The sequence below is a fragment of the Bacillus sp. JJ1474 genome, assembly GCF_036965225.1.
Lineage (GTDB): Bacteria > Bacillota > Bacilli > Bacillales > Cytobacillaceae > Cytobacillus.
This window is the reverse complement of record NZ_JBALPC010000177.1, coordinates 22,600-46,466: the sequence shown is the minus strand read 5'-3', so window position 1 is coordinate 46,466 and position 23,867 is coordinate 22,600. Positions and strand designations below refer to the sequence as shown.

Here is a 23,867-nt window from a genome sequence, read left to right as displayed (position 1 = left end):
TGTCCCTCAAAAAACTAATAACAGTATCCTCTTTTGTTTCTAACACAAAAGATTCATCAGTATTTCGTATTCCCCCAATAATATGATACAATTTCCCTTATTAATGCTGAAAAAAAGGAAGAAACGAATGAGCAAAACATTACCAGTACAAAAAAATGATTATATAGATGTGATTTTTGAAGATTTAACTCATGATGGGGCTGGGGTAGCTAAGGTTGAGGGCTATCCATTATTTATTCCGAACGGGCTTCCCGGTGAAAAGGCAAAAGTTAAAGTAATAAAGGTGAATAAAGGCTATGGATTCGGCCGGATTGTTGAAATGTATGAAAAAAGCCCATATCGGGTTGAGGCGGCATGCCCTATTTACAAAGAATGCGGCGGATGCCAGCTTCAGCACTTAAGCTATGAAGGGCAGCTGAAAGCGAAGGAAAAGCAAGTTAGGGACGTGCTAGAGCGGATTGGAAAACTCGAAAATGTTAAGGTTCACCCTGTCTTAGGCATGAAAGAGCCATGGCGTTATCGCAATAAGGCTCAGGTTCCAGTTGGAGAGCAAGAGGGAGGCCTCATCGGCGGCTTTTATCAGCAGCGCACCCATCAAATTATTAATATGAAAGAATGCATCATTCAGCAGGAAAAAAATGATGAAGTTGTTCAGACTGTAATTGATATCTGCAGTCGTTATGGTGTTAGTGCATATGATGAAGGCAAACATAAAGGCGATCTCCGTCATATTATGGCCCGACACGGACTCGTAACTGGAGAAGTAATGGTTGTGCTCATTACGAGAACGAATGACCTTCCGAATAAAAATAAGATTGTAGAGGAAATTGCTTCTCGAATAAAAGGCATCAAATCCATTGTTCACAACGTCAATTCAAAGAAAACGAATGTGATCTTTGGCGATCAGACAAAGGTTCTTTGGGGTGAGGAAGTCATCTATGATTTCATCGGAGATATTAAATTTGCTATTTCCGCGCGGTCCTTTTACCAGGTTAATCCGGAACAAACAAAAGTCCTTTATGATAAAGCGTTAGAATACGCGGAATTAAGCGGTGAAGAAAACGTGATTGACGCTTATTGTGGGATCGGAACCATTTCTTTATTCCTTGCTCAAAAGGCTAAGAAGGTTTTCGGTGTCGAAATTGTGCCGGAAGCAATTGAGGATGCAAAGCGGAATGCGGAACTCAATGGGATTACTAATGCAGAGTTTGCTGTTGGGGAAGCGGAAGTGGTGATACCTAAATGGTATGAGCAGGGCAATTCTGCAGATGTGTTAGTCGTTGATCCTCCACGAAAGGGCTGCGATGAAGCACTTTTGAACACAATTATTGAAATGAAGCCGAAGAAAGTCGTTTATGTCAGCTGCAATCCGGGGACGTTGGCGAGAGATTTGCGGATACTGGAGGATGGCGGGTATAAGACAGTGGAAGTGCAGCCGGTGGATATGTTTCCGCAGACGATGCACGTGGAAGCAGTAGCAAAATTATCCTTGATATAACAAGGTTTTGATGCAAGGTATGTTGGCATTGACCACATTTTAACCACATACCTTGCAAAATCCTTAATTTGAAATGTATTTTTCGAATAAATCAACGGACTTTTCCTTCATTGATTCGGTTACATGAGCATATACATCTCCTGTTGTTTTTATGCTGCTGTGGCCGAGACGATCTTGCACCTCTTTCAAAGACATTCCAGCTTCGAGACACATAGTGGCGTGTGTGTGTCGTAAATCATGGAAACGTATTTTTGTTACATTGGTGTTTTTTATTGCTCTGTTAAAATCAGAAGTTAAGCTTCTAGGGAAGATCGGCTTACCAGTATGAGTTGAGAAAATTAAATCAATATCTTCAAAAACATTACGATAGGCCATTTTAATTTTATTTTGATGGGCTTTCCATTCTTTTAATTCTTTTATTAATGAATCTCCAATTTTAATTTTTCTAATAGAGGATTCAGATTTAGGCGTAGTAAACCGAAATCCATCTTTGTCGTATACAAGAGTACGTTCAACAGTGAGATTTTTGCTTTCCTCATCTAAATCAGACCATTTTAATGACAATATTTCTCCCCGTCTGCAGCCAGTGTTAAGCGCTAGGTTTACGATTGAGTGCGTTCTAAAATCATTTAACCTGGTGGTTAATAAAAAAAGGTTCATTTCATCAATCGACCATGTTTTTTGTTCAACTCTTCTTGGTCGCGGCTTTTCAACATCCACTAGAGGGTTTACTTGTATGACTTTCCATTTACGGGCAGTTTCTAAAGCCCCATATAATATTGTACTAATGTATTCAACGTATCTAGGTGATAATCCCTCGTCTGATAGGTCGTTTACAAACTTTTGTAGATTAATAGGGTTTAATTGAGTTAATTTATAATTACCTAAGACAGGTTTAATTCGATAATTATAAGCGTTAGTGTATTCTTTGAATGTAGTTTCTTTTACTTTTCTCTTCATAATTAGCTCAAACCATTTTACAAATAAGCCCTCGACTGTGATTTCGGCAAGATCGCTTGAAACTCCATTTGCATCCTTTGCCTTTATCTTTTCAATTGCAGCATCTACTTTTTCCTGTGCTTCTTTTTTTGTATCAGCTCTTCTTGTAACTTGTCTCCTCTTACCTGTAATTGGATCACGAGGTCCATCTTCTGTGCATTTCCATTTATAACCTTGTTTATTTTTAGCAGAAACTTTTTGGAAGTAGGCCATAAATACCCCTCCTATGTTTAGTTTAGAATTAATAAATTCATTTTACGTTCAGCAGGTAGCAAATTAATGAAACCATCCAACAGCGGGTGTGGAAGTATTAATTGCCGGACTAAATATGGGTCCACTCCTACACTTTCAATCCTCTTTCGAATAGTACTTAAATGAAGACCAATTTTGTCTGGAAGTTCACCATTAATAATTAAATCTGAAAGATAAATCGGCATGCTGATAATCGTTTCATCAAATTCATCTCTTCCTGTATATTCAAAAGGTTTAATTGCCTTGTAGTAAAAAACATGCTTGTCCCAGTTTAGTTCACAAGAGGAAAAAGTAAGGACATACCAATATGGAACGAGTTGCCGGTCTATATATTCATAATAAAGTCGTTGCTTCGGCATTGAAGCTCAACTCCTTACTAATTAGTGAAAGACTTTCTTCGATATCAGACATTAAAAATATTAGTTGGCGAACTTGAAGAGGATTAGCTTCATGCTCAATAATTCGTTTTTTAATATTTTTCAGCGTAATTCCTAGAGTTGAGGAATGAGTATTTGATCGGACGATATCAGCGGAATCAATAGACACCCCAACAAGATATTCATCAAAGTCAAATGTACTAAACTTTTGAAATGGAGCCTTTACCTCGAAATAAAAGGTGTCTTTATTCCAATTTATTTCACCTTCTTCTACGGTTATTACAAACCAGTAAGGATACTCACTTCCGTCAATTTCTTCGTAATAAACAGCCTGTCTAGACACTTGTTAGCACCCTTTCTGTTTTCTTTTGTTTAAGTTGATTCTCTAATTGCAGTAATAGTATTTTTGTTTCTTCAGACCAATCCTGTACAACCTTTGAGTACCTATTCTGTTCTTTTTCAATTATTGCTATATCAATTTTGTTCCTTAGTACCCTCTGCTTAATCTGTTCCATCCTTTTTGTAGCCAAAGAAAAGGGAATATTAAATACTTCTTCAATTGCTTTAATTGCATAAAACTCATTATTCGGTAGTTCAATAGAATCTAACATAAAGGTAGGTATTGCTGCGTAAAGTTGGAATTGATTCGCTTGGGTTTCTTGTAGATCCAGAAACAACTTACACTTCATTTCCTCCTGTGCTCCTATATGCCTTAACGGATGACCAAATTCATGAAAGAACAGAGCACGTTGCTTTTTTTCGGGTAATAATGGGTCTAAAAAGATCATCGCATCCTCCTCATCCCACAAAGCTCTACAAGGTACTTTTTCTATGTATTTAATATGAAAATTAAAAGATTCACTAATATTCTTTATTGATAAATCAGAAGGAGTAAGAATTCCTTTTTCCTTATATAAATTTTCTAGCAACAATTCTAAATCAGTTTTCTTATATAAAGTTAGCAACTATATCACTCCAAAGATTATGTTATAGGAATGTATGTTCGGTTCCGGTGTAAAAAATAAATAAGGCAATTGCCTTCATTTATTTTTCTTCTTTTTCATATCTCTGAATAATTCTAGCTGCATGTCTAGAAACTCTTTTTCTTCATCGGTTAAATTTTCATAATTGTAAAATGCAGAATTGATTTCTTCCTTTTTAGAAGACGGCTGCGGATCATTGGTCCTTCCAAGTAGAAAATCGATAGTTGTATCAAATAAATCTGCTATTTTTAGTAGCGTTTCCTCTCTAGGGGTCCTATTTTTCTCTTCTGATTCATAACCGGCAATTGTAGGACGCGATAACCCTAATTTTTCAGCGACATCTTCTTGAGTCCAACCCATTTTTTCCCTAAGGTATTTAAACCTTTGAGCAAATGTTTCCATAAAAATCACCACCGGAACAATATACCTCAATTGTACAAAAATATGTTCCTAAAAGAAACGTAGATTTTCGGAACAAAATGCATTGACATAGTTCCATATGGGAACTATAATAAAATCAAATACAGTTCCTAACCGGAACTAAAAGGAGGGTTAGTAATTGTCTCATCAAAGAAAAGACCTTATTAATCGAAGAAATGAACTTAAATTAACACATGACTCTGTAGCTTCTAAAGCAGAAATATCGAGAGCATACTATACAAATATAGAAGCTGGAAGAAAAGATCCTTCTATGAAGGTAATGAAACGAATTGCGGATGCTCTTGAGACAAAAGTAGATGCTATTTTTTTTACCTACCAAGTTCCGAAAGGGAACACAGAGAAAACGGCCTAAAGTACCACACCAAACAATAGGAGTGAACCTATGAAAGCAATTATAAACTTTAAAAATGCAGAAGAGTTTCAGAAATTGTTAGGGAGAGCTGCCACTCTATCTGAGCAACTTCAGGAAACTCTTCAGCAAATCAATGATTTTGAACTAGATATAGAAGTGAACAAAACAGTCACCGCGGCAACAGCGGCTCCGACTGTGGATCTCATAGCTAAAAACATAGCAAATCAAATTGAAAAAAACATAAGGTCAATTACTTAGTTATCTCTTTTTCATATTTTTCAAGAAAGCTTTTAGTTACTTGAGCAGCAATTGTACCTATTTGGATTATCAATCCACTGGTACTGCCGGCATTTTCGAATCTTTTCTTGAGTTCATCTATAACTTCTTTCTCAATATTGCTTAATCGTTCATTCAAGTTTCACACCTCCTTCCATAGTCCTATTTCGACAGGAAGCGAGGAAAACCTTCAAGGAGGTAAATCAATGTACGTGTTCGATTTCGTAAGACAAGAAAGAGAGAAATTGGGATTAACTAAGCAACAACTAGCTGACAAAGCAAAAGTCTCACTCTATGTTGTAAAACGAATCGAAGCAAACAAACCTTATAATCCATCTGCATTAAAAATTAGCAAAGTTGCCAAAGCAATAGGCTTTGATTGGGATTACCTAAATGATCACTGCTTATGGCCGTAATCTTTGAAACCAGGAGGTGCAGTCATGCTCAAATTAGACATGTTGGTTAGTGATGATTTTGTTGATGCAATTGCTCAAAAGATTGCAGATCGGGCAACAGAAATTATTACTGAAAGAATTAGCTCATTAAATAATTTGCCTCTTGTTTTAACAAGGGAAGAGGCAATGAATGTTCTCAGATGTGGACCTACTAAGATGGCGGAGTTAATGGCTAGACCAGACTTTCCAGTAAATCGCGAATTTGGAGTTAAAATTCCAACTCACTTGTTAATGAAATGGATAGAAAAAAACACAAACTGGATTGAACAAAATACCCACTATTTTAGCAAGGAGGCTATTTAATGAACGAATTGCAAAAAGTGTTCGATTTCAATGGTCAAGATCTTCGGATGGTTATCCAGAATGATGAACCTTGGTTTGTGGCGAAAGACGTATGTGAAATTTTAGAAATCAGCAATAGCCGTGATGCGATAGCCAAACTTGAACCGGATGAAAAGGGGGTAGCCACTACCGACACCCTTGGAGGAAAACAAAAAATGTCTGTTATCAATGAATCCGGTCTTTATGATCTAATCTTTGCTAGCAGAAAGCTCGAAGCAAAAATGTTCAAAAAATGGGTGAAGCAAGAAGTTCTTCCTTCAATCCGAAAACACGGTATGTATGCAACTCCACAAACTATTGAAAACATCCTAAATGATCCCGACTTCGGTATTAAGCTTCTTACCACTATAAAAGAAGAACGGATATTACGAGAACAAGCTGAACAGCAAAGAGATAGAGTGATTGCTCAACAGCAAGCAGATCTTCCTTATACCAATTTCGGAAAAGTGGTATCTAATTCATCTGGTGCGATTAGTATAGGAGCTTTCGCAAAGATGATGTACGACAAACACGGCATTAAGATTGGCCGCAACAAAATGTTTGAATGGCTTCGAGACAATGGTTATTTAATCAAACAGGGCCGTGAGTACAACAACCCTAAACAGATTTACATAGAGCAAGGCCTATTTGATGTAAAACCAACAATTGTAACCAGAACAGAGGGCGATGTGGAAAAATTAACAACTCTGATTACTGGAAAGGGACAAGTAAAACTAGCAGAAATTCTATTAAAAAACGTAAAGGTAGCCATTTGAAAGAGGTCTTGCACCGAAAGAAGCCGCCAAGCCAAAAAATCGGTACTAGTTCCTTCTGCTATTTATTTTAAATTTATTTATTCCTAAATTCTGTTCAACGCTAGAACATGTTCTAAATTAGAACATGTGAAAGGGGGTGATGATCATGCAGTTGGGTTCAATTTTTAAAAAGACTCGTATGTTATCAGGTTTAAGTCAAGAAGCGTTAGCTGAACAATTGTACATGCCACGTAGCACAATATCAAAAGTTGAAAACAACAAGATGGAATTAAAAATATCGGATGCAATTAGATGGTTTCAAGTTACTCAAGCCCCAGAGGCATTGGCTGCTCTTTTGTGTGGAGTCGATATAACAACAGTTGTCCAAACACTATCAAAGCTAATTGGAGGGTTTATAAGCTATGTAGCTTAATTGGAGGGAAGCAGATGTTTGGACTATCACCAAAGCAATATTTTTTATTCTTATCAATTCACGTAAAGCATCTAAAGTCTATGGGATCTGAACTGCAAAAAAAATATTGCCTATCAAAAGTAAAAGATGTTGTTTGGGATAAGCAAGAGGATTGTCTAAAAGTCTACTATGACGACACTTGGTGGCATTACGACAAGAGTGGTCGTTGGTACTAAAAGGAGGATGAAAACGAATGAGAATTAAAGCTGGAGTATGGCTAATGCTACCTAGCAATTCAAAGCATGAACTACTAAAAATGCTTGCTAATCAAACCAGAAAAGAAAAAGCAGCAAGCTAAGCTGGCACTTAACTTACTGCTCAGAATCAACAACCAATACAACGATTAACTATATTTTACCTCAATTAGAATATAGCGGCAAGAACTTTTGTTCTTACCGTTGAGGCTGGGAAGGCCCCCCCTCCATATCTACCATTTACCTTTTTAGCTTCAACGGTGCGAATAAAGCATCTTAAATAATATTAGAAAGGAGGTTTTAAAATGCTTGAAACTATAAATGGCTTATTTATGAGCCAACAATTAGTGTAAGTGAATCAATCTTTGAATGGCTTAAAAAACATCAAACAACATTAGAAGGTTCTAGGGCTTATGAAGACATGAAGGATATTTATGAAACGATTGAATTCGATTTTGGGCAAAAAGAAAAACTCGTTGGCTAGAACGAGTTTCGGTTTAAAAAATATTTTATATGGCTATTTTATCTTGTTTTTCAAATTAAATCAATGGAGGTCCTAACCTAATGAAAGAACTTAGATTGATAAAGCTAAACCTTAGGAATTTTAAAGGGGTTCAGCAGTTTACTTTAGATGCTTCTGGACAAAACGTAAAAGTGTTTGGTGATAATGCTACTGGAAAAACCACAGTATTTGATGCGTTTATCTGGTTATTGTTCGATAAAGATTCGCAAAACAAAAAGGATTTTTCATTAAAAACACTGGATGGGTCCGGAAAAGAAAAACATATGTTAGAGCATGAAGTAGAAGGGATATTTTCTCTTGATGGAGAAAAAATCGCTCTTCGAAAGGTTTACATGGAGAAATGGACACGTAAACGCGGATCTGCGACTGATGAATTTTCTGGTCACACTACTGATTATTTCATCGATGGAGTTCCATCAAAGTTGAAGGATTACAAGTCACTAGTAGATTCAATTGTTCAAGAAGATATATTCAAACTTCTTACATCACCTTCATTTTTTAATGAGCAGATTAAGAAGGATGAAAGAAGAAAAACACTTATGGAAATTTGTGGTGACTTATCAGATGAAGAAGTAATTGCAAGTGATAAAAGCTTGTCCTCGTTACCTAGTATATTAGCTGGTCGAACAATTGAGAACCACAGAAAAGTAATTGCTGCCAGAAGATCAGAAATTAATAAGGAACTTGATAAGATTCCAGTTCGCATTGATGAGATCAGAAGAGGTTTACCTGAACTGGATGGACTAAATAAAGATTCCCTCAAAGCGGAAATCGGCAAATTAAATGCAGAAATAGACGAAATGATGAACCAAATTAGTAGCATCCGTAACGGTAAAGCAATTTCTGATAAGCAAAAGGCTATTCAAGAAATTGAAATAGAACTCATGCAAATTAAACGTGATCACGATTCGGATTCTAAAGAACAGCTTTACCAATTGAAAGCACGGGTCCAGGAAGAACAATCAAATATTTCAATTCTCACTGCAAAGTTAGAAAGCAACAAAAATAGCCAGCGTTTCAATAATGAACAAATTAAAAAAGTCGAAAATAATCTTGTTCTATTACGTCAAAAATGGCAAGAAGTTAACTCACAAGAATTTACTCATAATGACCAATGCGAGTGCCCAGCATGTGGACAAGCATTGCCAGAGGAACACGTGAGTGCAGCAAGAGAAAAAGCCTTATCTCAATTTAATTTAGGCAGAGCAAAAAAGCTAGAGGAAATCAATGTTAATGGTAAGAAGATGGCCGAAGAGAAACGAGTAATTGTTGAGCAAGGTGAAAAGCTCACAGCTGAATTTGAAAAGCTGAATGGGCAAATCGTTGACAAGCAGGAGCTCCTTGAAAAGTTTACTGGACAGTTAAAACAGCAAGAAAACCTTTTAACGGATATTTTGGACAATCCTGCTTATGTTTCTAAACTTCAAGAAAAGCAAGGAATAGAAGCTGAAATTAAGCAACTTCTAGAAATGTCCGAAGGTACAATACAGGATATTCAACTTGAGATCATTCAGCTAAAACAGTCTCGTGATCAGCTACAAGGTGAAGTTGGGAAATTCGTTCTTGTTGAGCAATCCGAAAATCGAATTAGGGAGCTAGAAATGCAAGAGAAAGAACTGGCTGCAGAATTTGAAAAGCTAGAGCATGAGCTTTACCTCACAGAAGAGTTCATTCGAACGAAAGTGAACCTATTAACAGAAAAAATTAATAGCAAGTTTAAATACGCTAGATTCAAGCTGTTTGAACAGCAAATTAACGGTGGGTTAACAGAAGTTTGTGAAACGCTTTATGAGGGTGTTCCTTATTCCAGTGGATTAAATAACGCTGCTAAAATCAATGTCGGCTTAGACATTATCAATACTCTTTCAGAGCATTATGGATTCTTTGCCCCAATCTTTATAGACAATAGTGAGGCAGTTACAAAACTAGTCGAAACTAAAGCTCAAACAATTAGTCTGGTAGTGTCTGAAAAGGATAAGAAACTGAGAGTCGAATATCCAGAACAAATGATGAAGGAGGCTATCTAATATGAGTAATCAAGCCCAAGTCGCAATCATTCAAAAAGATATTACTGATGATGTAAATAAAAGTTTGATAAGGCTACAGGATGACGGTTTAGTCCTACCATCTAATTACAATGCTAGTAATGCTTTAAAGAGTGCGTTCTTTAAATTACAAGAGGTGAAGGATCGTAACGGCAAGCCTGCCTTAGAAGTTTGTTCAAAACCCTCAATCGCTAACGCTTTACTAGACATGGTTACGCAGGGACTGAGCCCAGCAAAAACACAATGCTATTTCATTGTCTATGGGGATCAACTACAACTTAATCGCTCGTACTTTGGTACACAAGCCGTTTTGAAGCGATTAACTAACGTCAAGGACATTTGGGCGAATGTCATATTCGAAGGTGATGTATTTGACTATGAAATTGATGGCGGTCGTGAAAAATTACTGAAGCATGAAACGAATTTCTTAAATCGAGACAAAGAAATTCTTGGAGCTTATGCCGTAGTTAAAACAGTTGATAACGAAGAAATATTAACAGTAATGACTAGAAAGGAAATTGAAGCTTCTTGGAGTCAAGCAAAAACAAAGAATGTACAAAATAAATTCCCGCAGGAAATGGCCAAACGAACAGTGATAAATCGTGCAGCAAAGGCTTTCATAAATACATCAGACGATAGTGATCTTCTAGTCGATGCCATTAATAGGTCAACGGAAAATGAGTATGAAGATGACCGTAAAGAAATTAATCCAGAATATGCAGCACAAAAGGAAATTGAGCAAAAGGCTAATCAGGAGGTAATCGACATCAAACGAAATGAACCCTTGAAAAAACAAGCTGAAATTATCGAAACTCAAGAAATAAAGCAGGTAACTAAGCAACCACCAAACGATGGAACACAGCAAAGGGATTTATTTGAAACTGCACCAAATGGTCCAACGTGGTGATTGAAATAACAGCAATCGCTTCTAGTTCAAAGGGGAATTGCTACCGTGTTACAGACGGTCATACTCCCCTTTTACTGGAGTGCGGTATCAACTATCGCGAAATTCAAAAAGCCTTCAATTTTCGAATGTCAGAGGTTGCTGGGTGCTTTGTTACACATGAACATGGAGATCACAGTAAGAGCCTTAAGGACGTCTTGAAAGCTGGTATTGATTGTTATATGTCAGATGGTACTGCAGAAGCGCTAGGTGTTGAACATCATCGTATTAAGAAAGTTGAAGTTAAGAAGCAATTTCAGATTGGCACATGGACCATACTACCTTTTGATGTGCAACATGATGTGTCAGAGCCGTTAGGTTTTCTCCTTGTAAATCAAACAGGAGAGAAGCTCTTATTCGCGACAGATACTTATTACATCAAATATCGCTTTCAAGGACTTACACACATTATGGTGGAGTGTAACTATTCATTGGATATTTTAAACGAAAATATAGCCACTGGTAGAGTCCCAACAGTTATGAAGAAGCGACTAATGCAATCACATTTTAGTTTAGAAAATGTGAAGGATTTCCTTCTGGCGAATGATCTTAATCAAGTGCAGGAAATATGGTTGCTACACCTTAGTGACACCAATAGTGATGAAAAAGTATTTAAGGAAGAGATTCAAAAAGCAACAGGGAAAATCGTTTGCGTTCCGTGATTTTTGGTAGGGAGGAGGTACAAGCGTGCAAGGTTGGTTTAAATTACATCGAGAATTGTTTGAGACGGATTTATGGCATGATGTTTCAACGTTTAGGCTCTTTCTTTACTTAATATCACAGGCAAGCCATAGGGACGGGGTTAAGACAAAAGGCATCGAATTAAAGCGCGGGCAGTACATCCGATCCTACCGAAAATTAGCAGATGACCTGTCTTATAAAGAAGGAAGAGGATATAAAAAGTACTCTCTTAGCACAATTAAGAGTTGCGTTAACAAATTAATTGAGTCCGAAAGGGTGAACGTTCAAGAAACGGAAGTAGGAACACTGTTCACCATAGTCAATTATGCGAAGTATCAAGATTTAGAGAGTGATTCAGAAGAAACTCCGAACACCCAAAACGAGGAAGTCCGAACTAATGCCGAACTAACTCCGAACGAAGTCCGAACTAACCCCGAACAAGAACAAGAATTAAAGAATTTAAGAAATAAAGAATTAAAAAATACTACTACTACCACTGCACCAGAAAATCCCGTTCAACTTTTTGAAAAATTACTATGCCGTTTGTCGCCTAATCAGTCGCACTCATTATTTCAGTGGGTGGATGATTTTGAAGGGAAAACGGAAATAGTGAATGAGGCTATCACAATTGCGGATAACAAAAATAAACGTTATTACGGCTTTGTTGAGTACCTCTTAAAAGAATGGGCCAATAACAAACTTACAACTATTGATAGAGTAAGAGCCTTTGAACAAGAGAAATTTAATAAATTGAAAGTTAAGCCTTACCAGAGAAAAGGAGTTATTCGTACAGAAAAGCTACCTGACTGGTTTGAGGAACAAGACGATAAAGTGCAGGAAACCTCTAAACAGCCCGTTGATGATATTAGCCGAAAAAAAGCAGAGCTTGCTGAAACGTTAAAAAAATTGAAAGCAGGAGGTTTAGTGAGTGGGGATTCTGTATGATTCTGTGAAAAACAAAAAATTGATCAAAGAAATGATGAAAAATAGTTTTCTTGAAAAGTTACTAGAGAATGGCATCACAGAATCGCAGCAAGGAAAATCAGTTTACTTGATGGATTATAACGAATTAAAACGGGAAGTTGCTCTTGCAACCTTTCGTGAAATAAAAACTGAATCAGCAGAGAATGCTTGGTTCTGAAAGGTGAGAATTTATGAGCATAACAAATGTTAAGCCTGTCACTTGTTGCTCTAAATGCCTAGCTACTGGGGTTGTTCACAGGAAAGAAAAATCGCTGGTAGCCATGGAATGTCCTGAATGTAAGCACCGCTGGAAAACCTATTCAAAAATCTGCAAGGACTGCGGCCAACCGAACGGATTTGTAGTGGAAGGCCCGTGCAAGGGATGCTATGCGCAGAAATATAGATCGTCATGAGTAAGAACCCGGTTATCCAAAAAGCCCGTGAAGATGGGTACCAAAAGGGGTTTGAGGTTGGAACTAAACATGGATTTGAGCAAGGGAAATACAGTGCATGTATGTACTTTGCTGAACGGTTTGCCGGATTAGAAAAGGTTAAGGGGTTTGGACCTAAAACGATGAAAATCATTGTTGAACACTTTGGTAAAGAATACTTCAAGGGGATTGAATAATGGCTAGCGCATTGTCCGGAAATCATTACATGCAAAAATCTCGAAAAAAGAGAGTCATAGTTTGCGAGGAACTCAATTTTGTTTGGGATGCACCAGAGCTTAAAGAAATAGCCAGACTCTGGGAACAGAGTGCGGATGTACGGCTAATTGCTAACCGCTTTGATAGGGATCCTGATGAAGTATTGTTTGCCCTTATACATCTAGCCCGAAGAGATAAGATTACTGGGCGAGAAGGAAGTCTTCTACTTGAATATTGATCTTACTAAAGCAAACCTTGGTCAGTTACAGTACATAAGTCGGTATACAGAATTAAAAACAGCTGCCATAGAGGAATTGCAAAGGAGGCTAACCTATGTTTCCGGTCACAATTCGTAGACAAAGGAAATACGAGGCTGAACAGGCTATCAAAGATTTGGAAGCAAGGGGATTTGAAGTGATTTATCCTCTTACAGAGTTATCGAGGGACGGAAAGCTCTTTGATAGGGATAGCTTTAACAGAAAGATTTTTGTGGAGAACACACACAGTAGTTGTTGGATAGCTAAATTGAGAAGGGATGATTGAAATGAGTATTAATAATTTATGCAAAGAAGCTTATGAAACTGCTAAATCCAAAGGTTGGCATGATGAAGAAAGGGAAACAGGTACTTTACTAGCCCTTATCCACTCTGAGGTGTCAGAAGCTCTTGAAGCTGTTAGAAAAGGGAATAAGGACAATTTCGCTGAGGAGTTAGCTGATATTTGTATCCGTACATTTGATTTATGTGGTTCCAGGGGGATTGACCTTGGGGCAGCCATCACTAGAAAAATGGAATTTAACAAAGGCAGGTCCTACAAGCATGGCGGCAAGGCTTATTAGGAGGGATGGGGAGTGAAACTAGGGCAAGAGGTTAGATTCAATAAATGCCTAGTCAAAGGTCAGGATGCTGCGTCCTTTAATTACCTTACTCCAGAACAAGAAAAGGAACTTGAAGATACCTGCCAATTGAAAATTAAAAAGTTGGTTGAGAAGGAATTCGACAAGCATAAAACAGGCATTGTCGTTGGGAAAAGAAGAGTTGGCATAGAAACAACACTTGAAGAAGCTCAAAGCTATGAAGGAGACTTCTTAGAGCGATTTTCTTGGTATGCCACCACATATGACACTGTTTTTCTAGTAGCTTGTGACATAAGAGGGTTCTATCGAGTTATGGAAAATGATTTGGAGGTTATCTCATGAATTGCCCAGTATGCAATCGCACGTTAAAGAGTTTAAAAAGCATCGCCAAGGGCATTGGTCCTGTTTGCGAAAGAAAGCTGTCAGATATGGAAAATAACACAGATGAAGATCAATTAAAGATGGGGCTTGAGGAAAATGCAAAGAATGTCGTACAAGCAATATCGTAAAAAGAAGCAAACAAAGCCAAAGTATGGTAACAGAAAGACTGTAGTAGACGGTATAATTTTTGATTCACATGCTGAATCCGTCTACTACAACCAACTGAAATGGTTAAAGCAAGCAAAACAGATTAAGGACTTCAAACTGCAGCCAAGATACATACTTCAAGAAGGATTTAAAAAGAACGGAAAAACCTTTAGACCAATACACTATGTCGCAGACTTTGAAGTAACTAATATGGATGGAAGCACTCAAATAATTGATATAAAAGGCACAATTACTAAGGAGTTTTCTATTAAGAGAAAAATCTTTGAAAGAATGTTCGTGGATTCAATTACTCTTTTAAAATACGAAAATGGTCAATTCGTTGAGGTCGGATAAGTGGCTAGGAGAGTTGTCGAAACAAACGCAGTTAGCCTTGATCGAGAACTACTTCAGGTATTAGTCATCTATGAGGAAGGCGTGTCGAAGCAAGATATTCTAAAAGAAAATCCATATAGCAAAAAGCACGGTGTTTTGTATCAAGCAGCTGGAACTTACGAGTTTAAGGGATTAGCAAACTAATTTTGTATTATGTTTCATAAAAAAAGCACTTCAATATGAAATGCGAATTAAAGAAATATTTTTCTAACTGCTGGAACCAGCTCATTAAAATAGGGCTTGACAATAAAGTCTTTTGCTCCAGAGTTAATTGCTTCTAATATTAATCTTTTTTGTCCCATTGCTGAACAAATAATAATATTTGCTTTTGGATCATATTCAATAATTTTTTTAAGTGCCTCTATGCCATTCAAAGTAGGCATAGTTAAGTCAAGTAGCACAATGTCTGGAGACTTCTCTTTGTATAAAGAGACGGCACTTGTACCATCAGAAGCTTCGAAAAAAACTCGGAACCCTTCTTTATGTAAGATGTTCTTTATTAAATTTCTTAGAAACCTTGAATCATCAGCAATTAATACGGTTTTATTCATTTAAAACACCTTTCACTAAATACTAAGGCAAATTAGGAAAGGGAATCCTCTAGATGTTATTTAGATTTTTTGCAACCCGGCTACCATTACATGAATTGTTTTAGGCCCGTGGCTTTGCGTCTTTTACTTTCGTAAAATTTGCCCTTCTAAAGGTTAACATACTTTATCACAAAGAGAAAATTATGTCGATTTAATAGTATCTAGTGCCTTCATTTGTATATCAATATCTCGGTTACGAATCTCTGTTTCTAAAATTTTTATAAAATCATATGAAAGATTTAGGCTACAAGCCTTTCTATAGGTGCATATCAACATACGGTTACTCAATACCTTTAATGAACACAAATAAATCCTCTCTTTTCGTAAATATTAAAAAAATAACACAATGGATATTTTAACACATATTCCACTTATTTCAAATAGGGGGATCAATTTTACAAATATTTAAAGGTTTGTTAACAAAAGAATTATTGAGTTTACTAGAAAAGGAGGGGTGGCCCGATGGTTAAGATACTTGAATTGTTCGGAGGCATTGGCGCGCCCCGTAAAGCGCTAATCAATCTCGGAATTGAACATAAGTCAATTGATTATGTAGAAATTCAAGAAAACAGGGTGCGAGCCTACAATGCTCTATATGATCATTCACATAGGCCGCAGTCAGTTATTGGTTGGAATTTAAAACCCGACATACTTGTGCACGGAAGCCCATGCCAGGATAACTCTAGGGCGCAATACATCAGTCCGATTGATAAGGACATGAAGAAGCGTGGTGCAGAAGTGGGAAGTGGTACCCGCAGCTCATTAATGCATGAAACAATTACGATTATACGAAACATGGGCGAATGGAAACCACGTGTTGTGATATGGGAGAACGTCGTAGGAGTTCTTGATAAGAAAACAGTCGGGGCCTTTAATCATTATCTTCATGAATTGGACAGTTTGGGATATTCGAGTAGCTTTGACGTACTGGATGCAAGAGATTTTGGCATTCCACAAGCGAGAGAAAGAGTGTTTTGTATCTCAACTTTAGCCGAGCCATTTGATTTTAGTAAATTAAAGAAAAGACCAATGCGTCATATATCCGAATTTTTAGAAGAGGATGTATCAGATCCGCAGTACATGATAACAATTCCATCAATGTTAAACAAAATTGAGGAGCTCAATCCGGTGAAGCCAAGTGATTCTTATAAGCGACGACTTGGCGTAATTGAGGATTATTGCTGGACAATTACCGAAAGACAGGACAGATGCCCAAACGCCGGGATTATTCGATTAGATGATCACCCGACATTTCGATATTTAACGGAACGTGAAGTTTGGCGGCTCATGGGTTTTGATGATTGTGACTTTGACTTAATGCATGAACAGTTCCCTACAAAGAAGGGGAAACGTAATGCTACTCTTTACGCGTTAGCTGGGAATAGCATTGTGGTCCCAGTGTTAGAAGCGATTTTTCAAGTGATCTTGAATGAGGATTATGGTACGGATTTTATCGCAGATACAACAGGCCAGCTGCAGTTGATCTGCTAAACAAAAGAGTAAGCCAGTTTCGCTAGTGACGCATGATATGAAAAAAAGTCTGAGGAGGACCAGATTGTCACCCTCAGACTATTAATAATAATTATCTTGCTATAAATATATTCTTACTTCTTGGACTCAAGTTATCTCCACCAAAACCTGATCGACCTTCTAAATTAACAAAGCATGGTATCACTGTGTATTGAACTCCAGGTGTTGCATTTACTCTGAATGTTAACAGAAACTTTGTCTTTGTATTATCTATTGGTGTTATCATTGCCATATTTGGAGAAATACTATTAGTTGGTAAAAGCATCATGTTATTTCTTCCAAGAGTAGCAATGTCTGCAGGGTGATCTAAATTATTTCTAATCCAATAATTAGATACATTTGTTGCTGATGCTATATCTGTGGGTTGATCATACAGAAGTTCAATCCGGTTGGGTGCGACTTGAGTAGCAGATAAAAGGATAGGATGTGGTATTGTCTGACGTTGATTATAAATAGGAGCCGAATTTGGATAATAACTCATGTAATCTGCGTATCCATTTTCCCGGCTGTAATAATGATTCATCTATATAGCCTCCATTGATATAATAGTTCGTTGGTCAGTATGCATTGTATGCAAAATAAAATATTATGAGCACGATTAGAGAAATTTTTCTTTAATTAAGTATGTGAATGTAACGATTTTTTTTCGAAACTGGATAAGCAATATGTTTCATAGAAAGGAGCAAAAACATGAAACCTTCAGAGTTAAAGAAGTGGATGGAAATAAAATCGAGGAATTTTACTGGGCAGGAAAATATGTTGTTTACGTCAACACCCCCTTTGTTTGAGGGTGGGTTTGAAAAGGCAATCAAATAGCATAGTTAACAAAATGATAGACCTGTATAGAAGAGTAATGATGCAATTCAATATAAAAAAGCACCCATAGGATGCGAAAAGGTTTGTCTAAATATTAATTTTCTTATTATTAAAAAAAATAACAAAAGGTAGTTAAAATAATTACTCTAGTCAGAAACACAAGCATATGTCCAACTCCTTTTGAAAATGAGTAACTTAATAATCTAACAATATAATTATATTATTTAGTGTGTATTTCTTAATTGTAAATTTATTGTTAATTTGCCTATAGAGTGTTTTACACAGTGAAAGATCAGTTGATTAGGAGGAGAAGAGGATGAAAACGGTAAAGGTAGACGTTGAAGTAATTAAGGATGCGCTATGGCTTATTCGGAAATTAAGCGGTTCTTTAGGTATTGACCTTTCCGAACTAGAAGAACATTATAAAGATTCTTATAACAGACTTGAAGAATCTTTGAATGAGTAAGTAAGCAAAAGGTAGGAGGAGTTTAATTTATGTTCAATTGCCAGTTTAAGGGTTGTGAAAAAGCAGCAGTCACAGAAGGGGTTGTATTCGTAATGAATGAAGGAAGCAAAGATAAACCAGTGGAAGTTTACGCTTGTGACGAACATAAAAAGGTAACAAGTTTCTATGAATCAAGAGCTTAGGAAACAAAAGATCGAGCCAGTTAATTAAAAAATGAAGAAGCTAAATACTCTTCTTCATTCCACAATTGCTGCATTCTCTTATTAATTTACCTGCGCTAATGGAACTTTTAAAATGTGCTTTGTCGCAATTGTCGCAGCGGCCACTATTTTTGTCTGGGTACTCATTAAAATCATAGATGATGTTCACATCAATCTGATTGTCTATGATATATTCCCGCCTTTCATAAAAAAAGCCAGGACTTCTCCCGGCAACTCAATATCATTATACATGGAGGGTTCCTATGCGGCTACAAAAGATAGAGATAAATCCTGGTACCAATCTACTAGAAATTGATATAATTAACAGAAAAGGAAGCTTTGCTATTGTGGTGTGTGATGGAAAGGCGAGACTTACTGAGCTCCCAGTTCACGGGGAGACGAAGATCATCACGCATCAGGGCAAGGTGAAGAGGGTTAAGTTTGATGAGGGGGAAGAATTTTGAGTCTTTTTTCATTTGGCAGTCATGATGCGTGGATAAGTGGATTAGGTTCAGCTATAGGAGCACTTGTTGCAGGCTTATTGACAGGTATAACTGCTATATATGTTATGAAAAAGCAGATGCAATTCGATAAGAAGAAGAATGAAATCAATTCAATTCAGGAATTTCTTAAAGTTTCGAATTTCTTAAATGTAGAGTTAAATCATGTAACATTCAGTATTAGAGAAGTAATAAAATTGATAAACGACGATAATATTCAATATGCTACTTTTGCACAAATACAATATATTAGTAATCAAATTGATAAAAATTTAATGGAGATAAAGGGTATACCAAACGAAAAAATTAGTTTTGATATACATCAACTTTATACTGAGATTATTAATACTACTCTACTAATAAATAAAGCCATAAGTTTTTTTATTGTAGCTCCGCAGGAAAGGAAACAGGAAATTAGAATAGAAATAAACGAGAGTTTAGAGCTTCTTAATATACAAATATCTATGTTTAGGGATTTTATTATTAATCAACAAAACAAATTATTAAGTATGTATAAATAGTTCTACCAGCCATCTGGAGGACACTGAATGACGCATTATGCGTTGTTTGGTGTCCTTTTTTATTTAATAAAAGGAGAGATGAAGATTGAAAGAAGCCGCCAAGCTAATGTACGTGGGACAAATCGAAGCACTAATTAAGGATTATCCATGGATGAGAAAAGAAGTGGATCGCTTAGAAAGGATTCTTTATGGCCATTCAACACCAATGCGGAGTTGGGGAGTTGCCTTATATGGTTTAGAAGCTGCTATGCCAAAAGGAAGTTCTGGTAAGAGTGAGGCCGAATTAAGAAAAATGGATATACGTGAAGAACGTGCATTTAAGAGATTAGAAAAATTTCAAGATACTGTTTTTGCTCTTGAGATGGCAGCAGAATATCTAGAAGATGAAAAAGAAAAAGTGATCTATGATTGCATGATTGATGGCATGTCATTTAGAGAGATAGCTTATCATATTGGCATATCACGAAATCAGGTCAAAAAAACCAAAGAATCCATATTGAGCCAATTGAGCCAAAAAAGCCAGTTTGTGCAACTTTTGAAATTGGAAAAATCGGCAGGGTAAAATGGGAGGCAGGATCGGCGCGGCAGATTCCCTTCTCGGCCGTTCCGCTATGTTGTGCATGAGCGTCACCTTTCGGTGGCGTTTTTTTAATTCCCGAAAACAGGTGATGCATATGAAAATTGCTGATCATCTTTCTTCTAAAGAACTACAACATATGAATAACCTCAAGAATAAAGATAAATCCACTAATAATAAATCAAATGAAAAATTATCTGATCGTGATCTTGCTGAATTGATGGGCACTAACCGCCCTACCTATAGGCGGGTTCGGGGAGCGATTAGGAGAAAGTAGGATAAAAGTTGCAGGGAAATATCCCCTTTTGTCGAATTAAGTAGGAAGAAGGGGGATGGAAAAATGGACAAACAATTCAGCTTAAAAGAAAGATTGCTATTATCGAATCAATACAATATCTTAGCTAAACTTTCTAGTGATGAAGACGAAAAGAAACAATATGAGAATCTGAGTGAAGTATTCAGAGCAGGCTATGTGTGGGGTTACGGTTTAGCTACTGAAACAATTTTAGGTGAAACTACAAAAGAAGAATGTAGATTTGTACTCGATACTCTAGATATGTATAGTAGGTTGTATTTCTCGAGAAGAGAAAGTAAGGAAGCGCAAGAAGCTATCGAAGAAAAAGAAGTATTATTTAAAGGGTTTGATTTGAATGATCCGCAAGAGGGAAAATACTATTCGTTTTATAAATTCCTAGTTGAAGATTTGAATAGATTTAGCGAATATAAGGAATTAATTGAAAAAGGGAAAATCGAGGGATATAATTCTCACGGATTTGGACCTTCGATGGAAACAATAGAGATGATGTTGCGAAAAGCCAAAGAGGTTGATGTGATTCGTCACGACAGGCATGATCTCTACTATACAAAAGAAGAAATTGAAGAAATATTAAAGCGATAGAGTAATGACCGAACACTGTGACAAATTAAGCATTTTTAGGGGTGCTTCTAATTTTCCATTAATATCCGATATAAAGCCAGAGGTGAATTATGGAAAAGTTAGATTTTAGTCCATTTCAAGGTCAAATCAATCACATGGCAATTCAGCTTGCGCTTATACTTTTTATCCCATTATTTATTGGATTAACTGTAAAATTTGTTCTAGTAAAAATTAAATGCCACCAAGGTTTAGCCAATTTTGTTGCTGTTGGAACACTACTTTTTGCATTTTATAAAATGATATTAATCGTGTTGGGATAAAATGCAGGAAAATATCTCCTTTTGTCGAAATGAATAAACGAAAGGAGATGAGCGAGTGGAAGTATCGAATCAAACACTTATAGTTGATTATAGAGATTTATATCAAGTACAACAAATGCTTCAAGGTGGTACAGACTTAAGGGGATGTATTGAATCCCTTTTTATAATAAACGGCCATGAACCTAAATGGATAGAAAGTGCAAGACTTTCCTCTGAGCCGAATGAAAATCAAAAGTTATTTGCGGAAATGGTTTTAAAAGAAATATGATTATATCCAGTTTAAGAAACAAAAATAAGTTTCCTTAGATTCCTTTTAAAGAAGGAGGAATTGTAATGAAAGATCCAGGCGGTGGCGGTTGCTATAGAGGTTCAAAAGACCCCGGTGGCGGCAGATAATAAGATGTTTGAGCACTCAGTATATATGGGTGCTTTTTCTTTTGCCCAGAACAACTCAAATAACCGGGGGTGGCAGGTGATGTAGATGGCCGAGACACGAATTGAAGCTGAAAAAGATTATGTCAAAGGCATGAAGTACAAAGACATTGCTGAAAAATACGGAGTTTCTTTAAACACAGTGAAGTCTTGGAAAACACGTTATCAATGGTCTCGAGATGGTGTGCGTACAAAATCAAAAGGTGTGCACACAAAAAAGAGAGGCGCGCCTAAAGGAAATAAGAATGCTTTAGGCAATGAAGGTGGAGCTCCAAAAGGGAATCAGAATGCAGTTACTCATGGTTTCTTTTCAAAGTTCCTGCCAGCCGAAACGTTAGAAATCATGGAACAAATGAATGAGGGTTCCCCAGTTGATCTAATCTGGGACCAAATACAGTTACAGTATGCTGCCATTATTCGAGCCCAACAAATCATGTTCGTTGAGAGTAAAGACGAAATGATCAAGGAACTCAGGAAGGCTAAATATGAGTACTTTGAGTTGCCTAAAGATCAAGGTGGCGGCTTTGAAAAGCAAATTGCTGAAGAAGAATATGAATTTCAATTTGCTTGGGATAGGCATGCTACTTTCTTGAATGCTCAATCTAGGGCTATGAGTGAACTTAGGAGTTTGATTAAGCAATTCGATGAAATGGCCCATGCAGAAGATGAACGAAGGCTTAAACTCGAAGGCATGCGTTTGAATATCGAAAAGACAAAGGCTGAGGTTAAAAAAATTTCTTCTGGATCCGATTATAAACCAATTGAAATTGTGATTAAGCGAAAAAGCAAAGGTGAGGGCTCATGATTGAAAAAGAAGTGAATCCCCATTTTGAAGATTTCCTGTTTGATTGGTCTACTAAGTTCCAGTTTCTTGTTGGTGGCTATGGTTCCAGTAAAAGCTATCATGTTGCTTTAAAACTTATCCTTAAGCTTTTGGAAGAGAAGCGTACAGCCTTGGTTGTTCGTGAAGTCTATGATACTCATAGAGACTCAACATTTTCATTACTGGAAGAGTTGGTTATCGATTTAGGTCTAGATGAACGAATTAAGTGCTTATCTTCTCCAATGGAGCTACGCTTTCCGAATGGTAGCAAAATCATCTTCAAAGGGATGGACAAGCCTGCAAAGCTTAAATCCATTAACAATGTTTCTATCATTTGGATTGAAGAGTGTTCAGAGGTTAAGTATGCAGGATTTAAGGAGCTATTAGGGCGTCTTAGGCATCCAAAACTTAAACTGCATATGCTGTTGTCTACAAACCCTGTAGGTGAAGATAACTGGTCTTTTAAGCATTTCTTTAAGGATGAATTAACCCAGCGACTTATCCTAGATGACCAGGAACTTTATGAGAAACGAACAATAGTCACAAACGACACTTATTATCATCATTCAACAGCCGATGATAATTTATTTTTGCCTGAAAGTTATATTGCTCAGCTTGAGGAAATGAAAGAGTATGATCCAGACCTTTACCGCATAGCCCGGAAAGGTCGTTTTGGCGTGAATGGAGTTAAAGTACTTCCACAGTTTGAAGAATGGCCGCATGAAGAAGTAATGGCTGCCATTAAAAGTATTAGAAACCCGATTAAGCGTGTGGGCATGGACTTTGGTTTTGAAGATTCATTTAACGCGGTTATTCGTCTTGCTGTGGATCATGACAAAAAGATTCTTTATATCTATTGGCAGTACTACAAAAACAAAATGACGGATGATAAGACAGCAGAGGAACTAAAGGAATTTAAGGAATCAAAGGAGCTAGTTCTTGCAGATAGTGCCGAACCAAAAACGATTCAATACTTTAAGCAGCAGGGATTCCGAATGAAGGGTGCCAAGAAATTCGCAGGGTCCCGATTGGCATATACAAAGAAGGTTAAACGATTCAAGAAGATCATTTGCTCCTCTGATTGTAAAGATGTAATAAGGGAATTGAAGTACCTAACGTATAAAGTGGATAGTGACGGCCATATCATTCCTGATGAATTTAAGATAGACCCTCATACCTTTAGTGCTATTTGGTATGGGTTAGATGGTTATGAGGTATCAGACCTTAAAGGTGGCTCTGTATCTGTACTGAAATGAGGTGT

Annotated in this window: 42 protein-coding genes, 1 pseudogene and 1 riboswitch; of the genes and pseudogenes, 33 read left to right on the top strand and 10 right to left on the bottom strand. The window is 36.9% G+C overall.

The genetic code is table 11. The features are described from left to right. Positions 1-127: 127 nt before the first annotated feature. Positions 128-1,498, top strand: coding sequence for a 23S rRNA (uracil(1939)-C(5))-methyltransferase RlmD (gene rlmD, locus V7164_RS19575; protein WP_335354997.1), 1,371 nt, complete (start codon positions 128-130; stop codon positions 1,496-1,498). A gap of 63 nt (positions 1,499-1,561) precedes the next feature. Here the strand turns inward: rlmD and V7164_RS19570 are convergent, their stop codons facing one another. The 5 genes from V7164_RS19570 to V7164_RS19550 all read right to left on the bottom strand — a co-directional run bounded on the left by V7164_RS19570 (position 1,562) and on the right by V7164_RS19550 (position 4,511). Beyond that, the gene (locus V7164_RS19570) at positions 1,562-2,710 is read right to left on the bottom strand and encodes a tyrosine-type recombinase/integrase (protein WP_335354996.1); all 1,149 of its coding nucleotides are present in this window, start codon (positions 2,708-2,710) and stop codon (positions 1,562-1,564) included. Positions 2,711-2,727: 17 nt separating this feature from the next. Further along, positions 2,728-3,108 carry a hypothetical protein gene (locus V7164_RS19565; protein WP_335354995.1) on the bottom strand — a complete coding sequence of 127 codons (381 nt, stop codon included), beginning with the start codon at positions 3,106-3,108 and terminating at the stop codon, positions 2,728-2,730. Beyond that, positions 3,083-3,469, bottom strand: coding sequence for a hypothetical protein (locus V7164_RS19560; RefSeq protein WP_335354994.1), 387 nt, complete (start codon positions 3,467-3,469; stop codon positions 3,083-3,085). The genes V7164_RS19565 and V7164_RS19560 overlap by 26 nt, the downstream gene beginning before the upstream one ends. Further along, positions 3,462-4,091 carry an ImmA/IrrE family metallo-endopeptidase gene (locus V7164_RS19555; protein ID WP_335354993.1) on the bottom strand — a complete coding sequence of 210 codons (630 nt, stop codon included), beginning with the start codon at positions 4,089-4,091 and terminating at the stop codon, positions 3,462-3,464. Before V7164_RS19555 ends, V7164_RS19560 begins: the two co-directional genes overlap by 8 nt. Before the next feature lie 75 nt (positions 4,092-4,166). Further along, the gene (locus V7164_RS19550; RefSeq protein ID WP_335354992.1) at positions 4,167-4,511 is read right to left on the bottom strand and encodes a helix-turn-helix domain-containing protein; all 345 of its coding nucleotides are present in this window, start codon (positions 4,509-4,511) and stop codon (positions 4,167-4,169) included. 157 nt (positions 4,512-4,668) lie between these two features. Between V7164_RS19550 and V7164_RS19545 the strand changes: the two genes are divergently transcribed. Beyond that, on the top strand, positions 4,669-4,902 hold the full coding sequence (locus V7164_RS19545; RefSeq protein WP_335354991.1) for a helix-turn-helix transcriptional regulator: 234 nt from the start codon (positions 4,669-4,671) through the stop codon (positions 4,900-4,902). A gap of 30 nt (positions 4,903-4,932) precedes the next feature. Further along, on the top strand, positions 4,933-5,160 hold the full coding sequence (locus tag V7164_RS19540; protein ID WP_335354990.1) for a hypothetical protein: 228 nt from the start codon (positions 4,933-4,935) through the stop codon (positions 5,158-5,160). Here V7164_RS19540 and V7164_RS19535 read toward each other — a convergent pair. Then, positions 5,153-5,317, bottom strand: coding sequence for a hypothetical protein (locus tag V7164_RS19535; protein WP_335354989.1), 165 nt, complete (start codon positions 5,315-5,317; stop codon positions 5,153-5,155). The genes V7164_RS19540 and V7164_RS19535 overlap by 8 nt on opposite strands. A 67-nt stretch (positions 5,318-5,384) precedes the next feature. Between V7164_RS19535 and V7164_RS19530 the strand changes: the two genes are divergently transcribed. From V7164_RS19530 to V7164_RS19445, 18 genes and pseudogenes are all read left to right on the top strand, one after another. Continuing rightward, on the top strand, positions 5,385-5,594 hold the full coding sequence (locus tag V7164_RS19530; RefSeq protein WP_335354988.1) for a helix-turn-helix domain-containing protein: 210 nt from the start codon (positions 5,385-5,387) through the stop codon (positions 5,592-5,594). 24 nt (positions 5,595-5,618) lie between these two features. Then, the gene (locus V7164_RS19525) at positions 5,619-5,936 is read left to right on the top strand and encodes a hypothetical protein (RefSeq protein WP_335354987.1); all 318 of its coding nucleotides are present in this window, start codon (positions 5,619-5,621) and stop codon (positions 5,934-5,936) included. Further along, complete coding sequence (locus V7164_RS19520) at positions 5,936-6,730, top strand: phage antirepressor (RefSeq protein ID WP_335354986.1); 795 nt, start codon at positions 5,936-5,938, stop codon at positions 6,728-6,730. The genes V7164_RS19525 and V7164_RS19520 overlap by 1 nt, the downstream gene beginning before the upstream one ends. Positions 6,731-6,875: 145 nt before the next feature. After that, positions 6,876-7,142 (top strand): helix-turn-helix domain-containing protein, encoded by a 267-nt coding sequence (locus V7164_RS19515; RefSeq protein ID WP_335354985.1) that lies wholly within the window; start codon positions 6,876-6,878, stop codon positions 7,140-7,142. 14 nt (positions 7,143-7,156) lie between these two features. Continuing rightward, positions 7,157-7,357 (top strand): hypothetical protein, encoded by a 201-nt coding sequence (locus V7164_RS19510; RefSeq protein ID WP_335354984.1) that lies wholly within the window; start codon positions 7,157-7,159, stop codon positions 7,355-7,357. A 582-nt stretch (positions 7,358-7,939) separates the two neighbouring features. Beyond that, positions 7,940-9,925, top strand: a complete 1,986-nt coding sequence (locus tag V7164_RS19505) for an AAA family ATPase (protein ID WP_335354983.1) — start codon at positions 7,940-7,942, stop codon at positions 9,923-9,925. Position 9,926: 1 nt separating this feature from the next. Next, positions 9,927-10,850: a recombinase RecT gene (locus V7164_RS19500; RefSeq protein WP_335354982.1), complete on the top strand. Its 924-nt coding sequence runs from the start codon at positions 9,927-9,929 to the stop codon at positions 10,848-10,850. After that, positions 10,847-11,548: an MBL fold metallo-hydrolase gene (locus V7164_RS19495; RefSeq protein WP_335354981.1), complete on the top strand. Its 702-nt coding sequence runs from the start codon at positions 10,847-10,849 to the stop codon at positions 11,546-11,548. Before V7164_RS19500 ends, V7164_RS19495 begins: the two co-directional genes overlap by 4 nt. A 25-nt stretch (positions 11,549-11,573) precedes the next feature. Then, positions 11,574-12,512 (top strand): DnaD domain protein, encoded by a 939-nt coding sequence (locus tag V7164_RS19490; protein WP_335354980.1) that lies wholly within the window; start codon positions 11,574-11,576, stop codon positions 12,510-12,512. Beyond that, positions 12,496-12,708 carry a hypothetical protein gene (locus V7164_RS19485; RefSeq protein ID WP_335354979.1) on the top strand — a complete coding sequence of 71 codons (213 nt, stop codon included), beginning with the start codon at positions 12,496-12,498 and terminating at the stop codon, positions 12,706-12,708. The genes V7164_RS19490 and V7164_RS19485 overlap by 17 nt, the downstream gene beginning before the upstream one ends. A 231-nt stretch (positions 12,709-12,939) precedes the next feature. Next, the gene (locus V7164_RS19480; protein WP_335354978.1) at positions 12,940-13,158 is read left to right on the top strand and encodes a hypothetical protein; all 219 of its coding nucleotides are present in this window, start codon (positions 12,940-12,942) and stop codon (positions 13,156-13,158) included. Then, on the top strand, positions 13,158-13,415 hold the full coding sequence (locus V7164_RS19475; protein WP_335354977.1) for a hypothetical protein: 258 nt from the start codon (positions 13,158-13,160) through the stop codon (positions 13,413-13,415). The genes V7164_RS19480 and V7164_RS19475 overlap by 1 nt, the downstream gene beginning before the upstream one ends. A 95-nt stretch (positions 13,416-13,510) precedes the next feature. Continuing rightward, positions 13,511-13,720 carry a hypothetical protein gene (locus tag V7164_RS19470; protein WP_335354976.1) on the top strand — a complete coding sequence of 70 codons (210 nt, stop codon included), beginning with the start codon at positions 13,511-13,513 and terminating at the stop codon, positions 13,718-13,720. A gap of 1 nt (position 13,721) precedes the next feature. Continuing rightward, positions 13,722-14,015 (top strand): MazG nucleotide pyrophosphohydrolase domain-containing protein, encoded by a 294-nt coding sequence (locus V7164_RS19465; RefSeq protein ID WP_335354975.1) that lies wholly within the window; start codon positions 13,722-13,724, stop codon positions 14,013-14,015. A 12-nt stretch (positions 14,016-14,027) separates the two neighbouring features. After that, positions 14,028-14,375, top strand: a complete 348-nt coding sequence (locus V7164_RS19460; protein WP_335354974.1) for a hypothetical protein — start codon at positions 14,028-14,030, stop codon at positions 14,373-14,375. Continuing rightward, positions 14,372-14,542, top strand: a complete 171-nt coding sequence (locus tag V7164_RS19455; protein WP_335354973.1) for a DUF6011 domain-containing protein — start codon at positions 14,372-14,374, stop codon at positions 14,540-14,542. Before V7164_RS19460 ends, V7164_RS19455 begins: the two co-directional genes overlap by 4 nt. Beyond that, positions 14,520-14,909: pseudogene (locus V7164_RS19450) on the top strand (DUF1064 domain-containing protein); the annotation flags it as partial. The gene V7164_RS19455 and the pseudogene V7164_RS19450, both read left to right, overlap by 23 nt. A gap of 6 nt (positions 14,910-14,915) precedes the next feature. Beyond that, complete coding sequence (locus V7164_RS19445; RefSeq protein WP_335354972.1) at positions 14,916-15,098, top strand: hypothetical protein; 183 nt, start codon at positions 14,916-14,918, stop codon at positions 15,096-15,098. Positions 15,099-15,145: 47 nt separating this feature from the next. On the opposite strand, the gene V7164_RS19440 is transcribed toward V7164_RS19445, so the two are convergent. Next, the gene (locus V7164_RS19440; protein WP_335354971.1) at positions 15,146-15,505 is read right to left on the bottom strand and encodes a response regulator; all 360 of its coding nucleotides are present in this window, start codon (positions 15,503-15,505) and stop codon (positions 15,146-15,148) included. A 67-nt stretch (positions 15,506-15,572) separates the two neighbouring features. Beyond that, positions 15,573-15,658: riboswitch (cyclic di-GMP riboswitch) on the bottom strand. Between the two features lie 27 nt (positions 15,659-15,685). Further along, positions 15,686-15,832, bottom strand: a complete 147-nt coding sequence (gene sda / locus V7164_RS25740; RefSeq protein ID WP_438824730.1) for a sporulation histidine kinase inhibitor Sda — start codon at positions 15,830-15,832, stop codon at positions 15,686-15,688. 174 nt (positions 15,833-16,006) lie between these two features. On the opposite strand from sda, the gene V7164_RS19435 reads away from it, so the two are divergent. Beyond that, positions 16,007-17,035: a DNA cytosine methyltransferase gene (locus V7164_RS19435; RefSeq protein WP_335354970.1), complete on the top strand. Its 1,029-nt coding sequence runs from the start codon at positions 16,007-16,009 to the stop codon at positions 17,033-17,035. Positions 17,036-17,126: 91 nt separating this feature from the next. On the opposite strand, the gene V7164_RS19430 is transcribed toward V7164_RS19435, so the two are convergent. Then, complete coding sequence (locus V7164_RS19430) at positions 17,127-17,597, bottom strand: hypothetical protein (RefSeq protein WP_335354969.1); 471 nt, start codon at positions 17,595-17,597, stop codon at positions 17,127-17,129. 609 nt (positions 17,598-18,206) lie between these two features. Between V7164_RS19430 and V7164_RS19425 the strand changes: the two genes are divergently transcribed. Together V7164_RS19425 and V7164_RS19420 are read left to right on the top strand one after the other, a co-directional pair. Further along, a complete protein-coding gene (locus tag V7164_RS19425; RefSeq protein ID WP_335354968.1) occupies positions 18,207-18,356 on the top strand; it encodes a hypothetical protein in 150 nt (49 codons plus the stop codon). 29 nt (positions 18,357-18,385) lie between these two features. Then, the gene (locus V7164_RS19420) at positions 18,386-18,538 is read left to right on the top strand and encodes a hypothetical protein (RefSeq protein WP_335354967.1); all 153 of its coding nucleotides are present in this window, start codon (positions 18,386-18,388) and stop codon (positions 18,536-18,538) included. 40 nt (positions 18,539-18,578) lie between these two features. Here the strand turns inward: V7164_RS19420 and V7164_RS19415 are convergent, their stop codons facing one another. Next, positions 18,579-18,746, bottom strand: a complete 168-nt coding sequence (locus tag V7164_RS19415) for a hypothetical protein (protein WP_335355003.1) — start codon at positions 18,744-18,746, stop codon at positions 18,579-18,581. A 73-nt stretch (positions 18,747-18,819) separates the two neighbouring features. Here V7164_RS19415 and V7164_RS19410 point away from each other — a divergent pair, with 73 nt between their 5' ends. The 9 genes from V7164_RS19410 (at position 18,820) to V7164_RS19370 (ending at position 23,862) form a co-directional block, all read left to right on the top strand. Further along, entirely contained in the window at positions 18,820-19,020 is a 201-nt protein-coding gene (locus V7164_RS19410; RefSeq protein WP_335354966.1) for an XtrA/YqaO family protein, read from the top strand. Then, entirely contained in the window at positions 19,017-19,577 is a 561-nt protein-coding gene (locus tag V7164_RS19405; RefSeq protein ID WP_335354965.1) for a hypothetical protein, read from the top strand. Before V7164_RS19410 ends, V7164_RS19405 begins: the two co-directional genes overlap by 4 nt. Before the next feature lie 106 nt (positions 19,578-19,683). Beyond that, positions 19,684-20,139, top strand: a complete 456-nt coding sequence (locus tag V7164_RS19400; protein ID WP_335355002.1) for a sigma-70 family RNA polymerase sigma factor — start codon at positions 19,684-19,686, stop codon at positions 20,137-20,139. Between the two features lies 1 nt (position 20,140). Beyond that, a complete protein-coding gene (locus V7164_RS19395; protein WP_335354964.1) occupies positions 20,141-20,431 on the top strand; it encodes a hypothetical protein in 291 nt (96 codons plus the stop codon). A 63-nt stretch (positions 20,432-20,494) separates the two neighbouring features. Beyond that, positions 20,495-21,052, top strand: a complete 558-nt coding sequence (locus V7164_RS19390; RefSeq protein WP_335354963.1) for a YfbU family protein — start codon at positions 20,495-20,497, stop codon at positions 21,050-21,052. A gap of 89 nt (positions 21,053-21,141) precedes the next feature. Then, positions 21,142-21,351 (top strand): hypothetical protein, encoded by a 210-nt coding sequence (locus V7164_RS19385; protein WP_335354962.1) that lies wholly within the window; start codon positions 21,142-21,144, stop codon positions 21,349-21,351. A gap of 55 nt (positions 21,352-21,406) precedes the next feature. Continuing rightward, positions 21,407-21,619, top strand: a complete 213-nt coding sequence (locus V7164_RS19380; RefSeq protein WP_335354961.1) for a hypothetical protein — start codon at positions 21,407-21,409, stop codon at positions 21,617-21,619. Positions 21,620-21,832: 213 nt separating this feature from the next. Beyond that, the gene (gene terS, locus V7164_RS19375; RefSeq protein WP_335354960.1) at positions 21,833-22,588 is read left to right on the top strand and encodes a phage terminase small subunit; all 756 of its coding nucleotides are present in this window, start codon (positions 21,833-21,835) and stop codon (positions 22,586-22,588) included. After that, the gene (locus tag V7164_RS19370; protein ID WP_335355001.1) at positions 22,588-23,862 is read left to right on the top strand and encodes a PBSX family phage terminase large subunit; all 1,275 of its coding nucleotides are present in this window, start codon (positions 22,588-22,590) and stop codon (positions 23,860-23,862) included. Before terS ends, V7164_RS19370 begins: the two co-directional genes overlap by 1 nt. Positions 23,863-23,867: the final 5 nt, after the last annotated feature.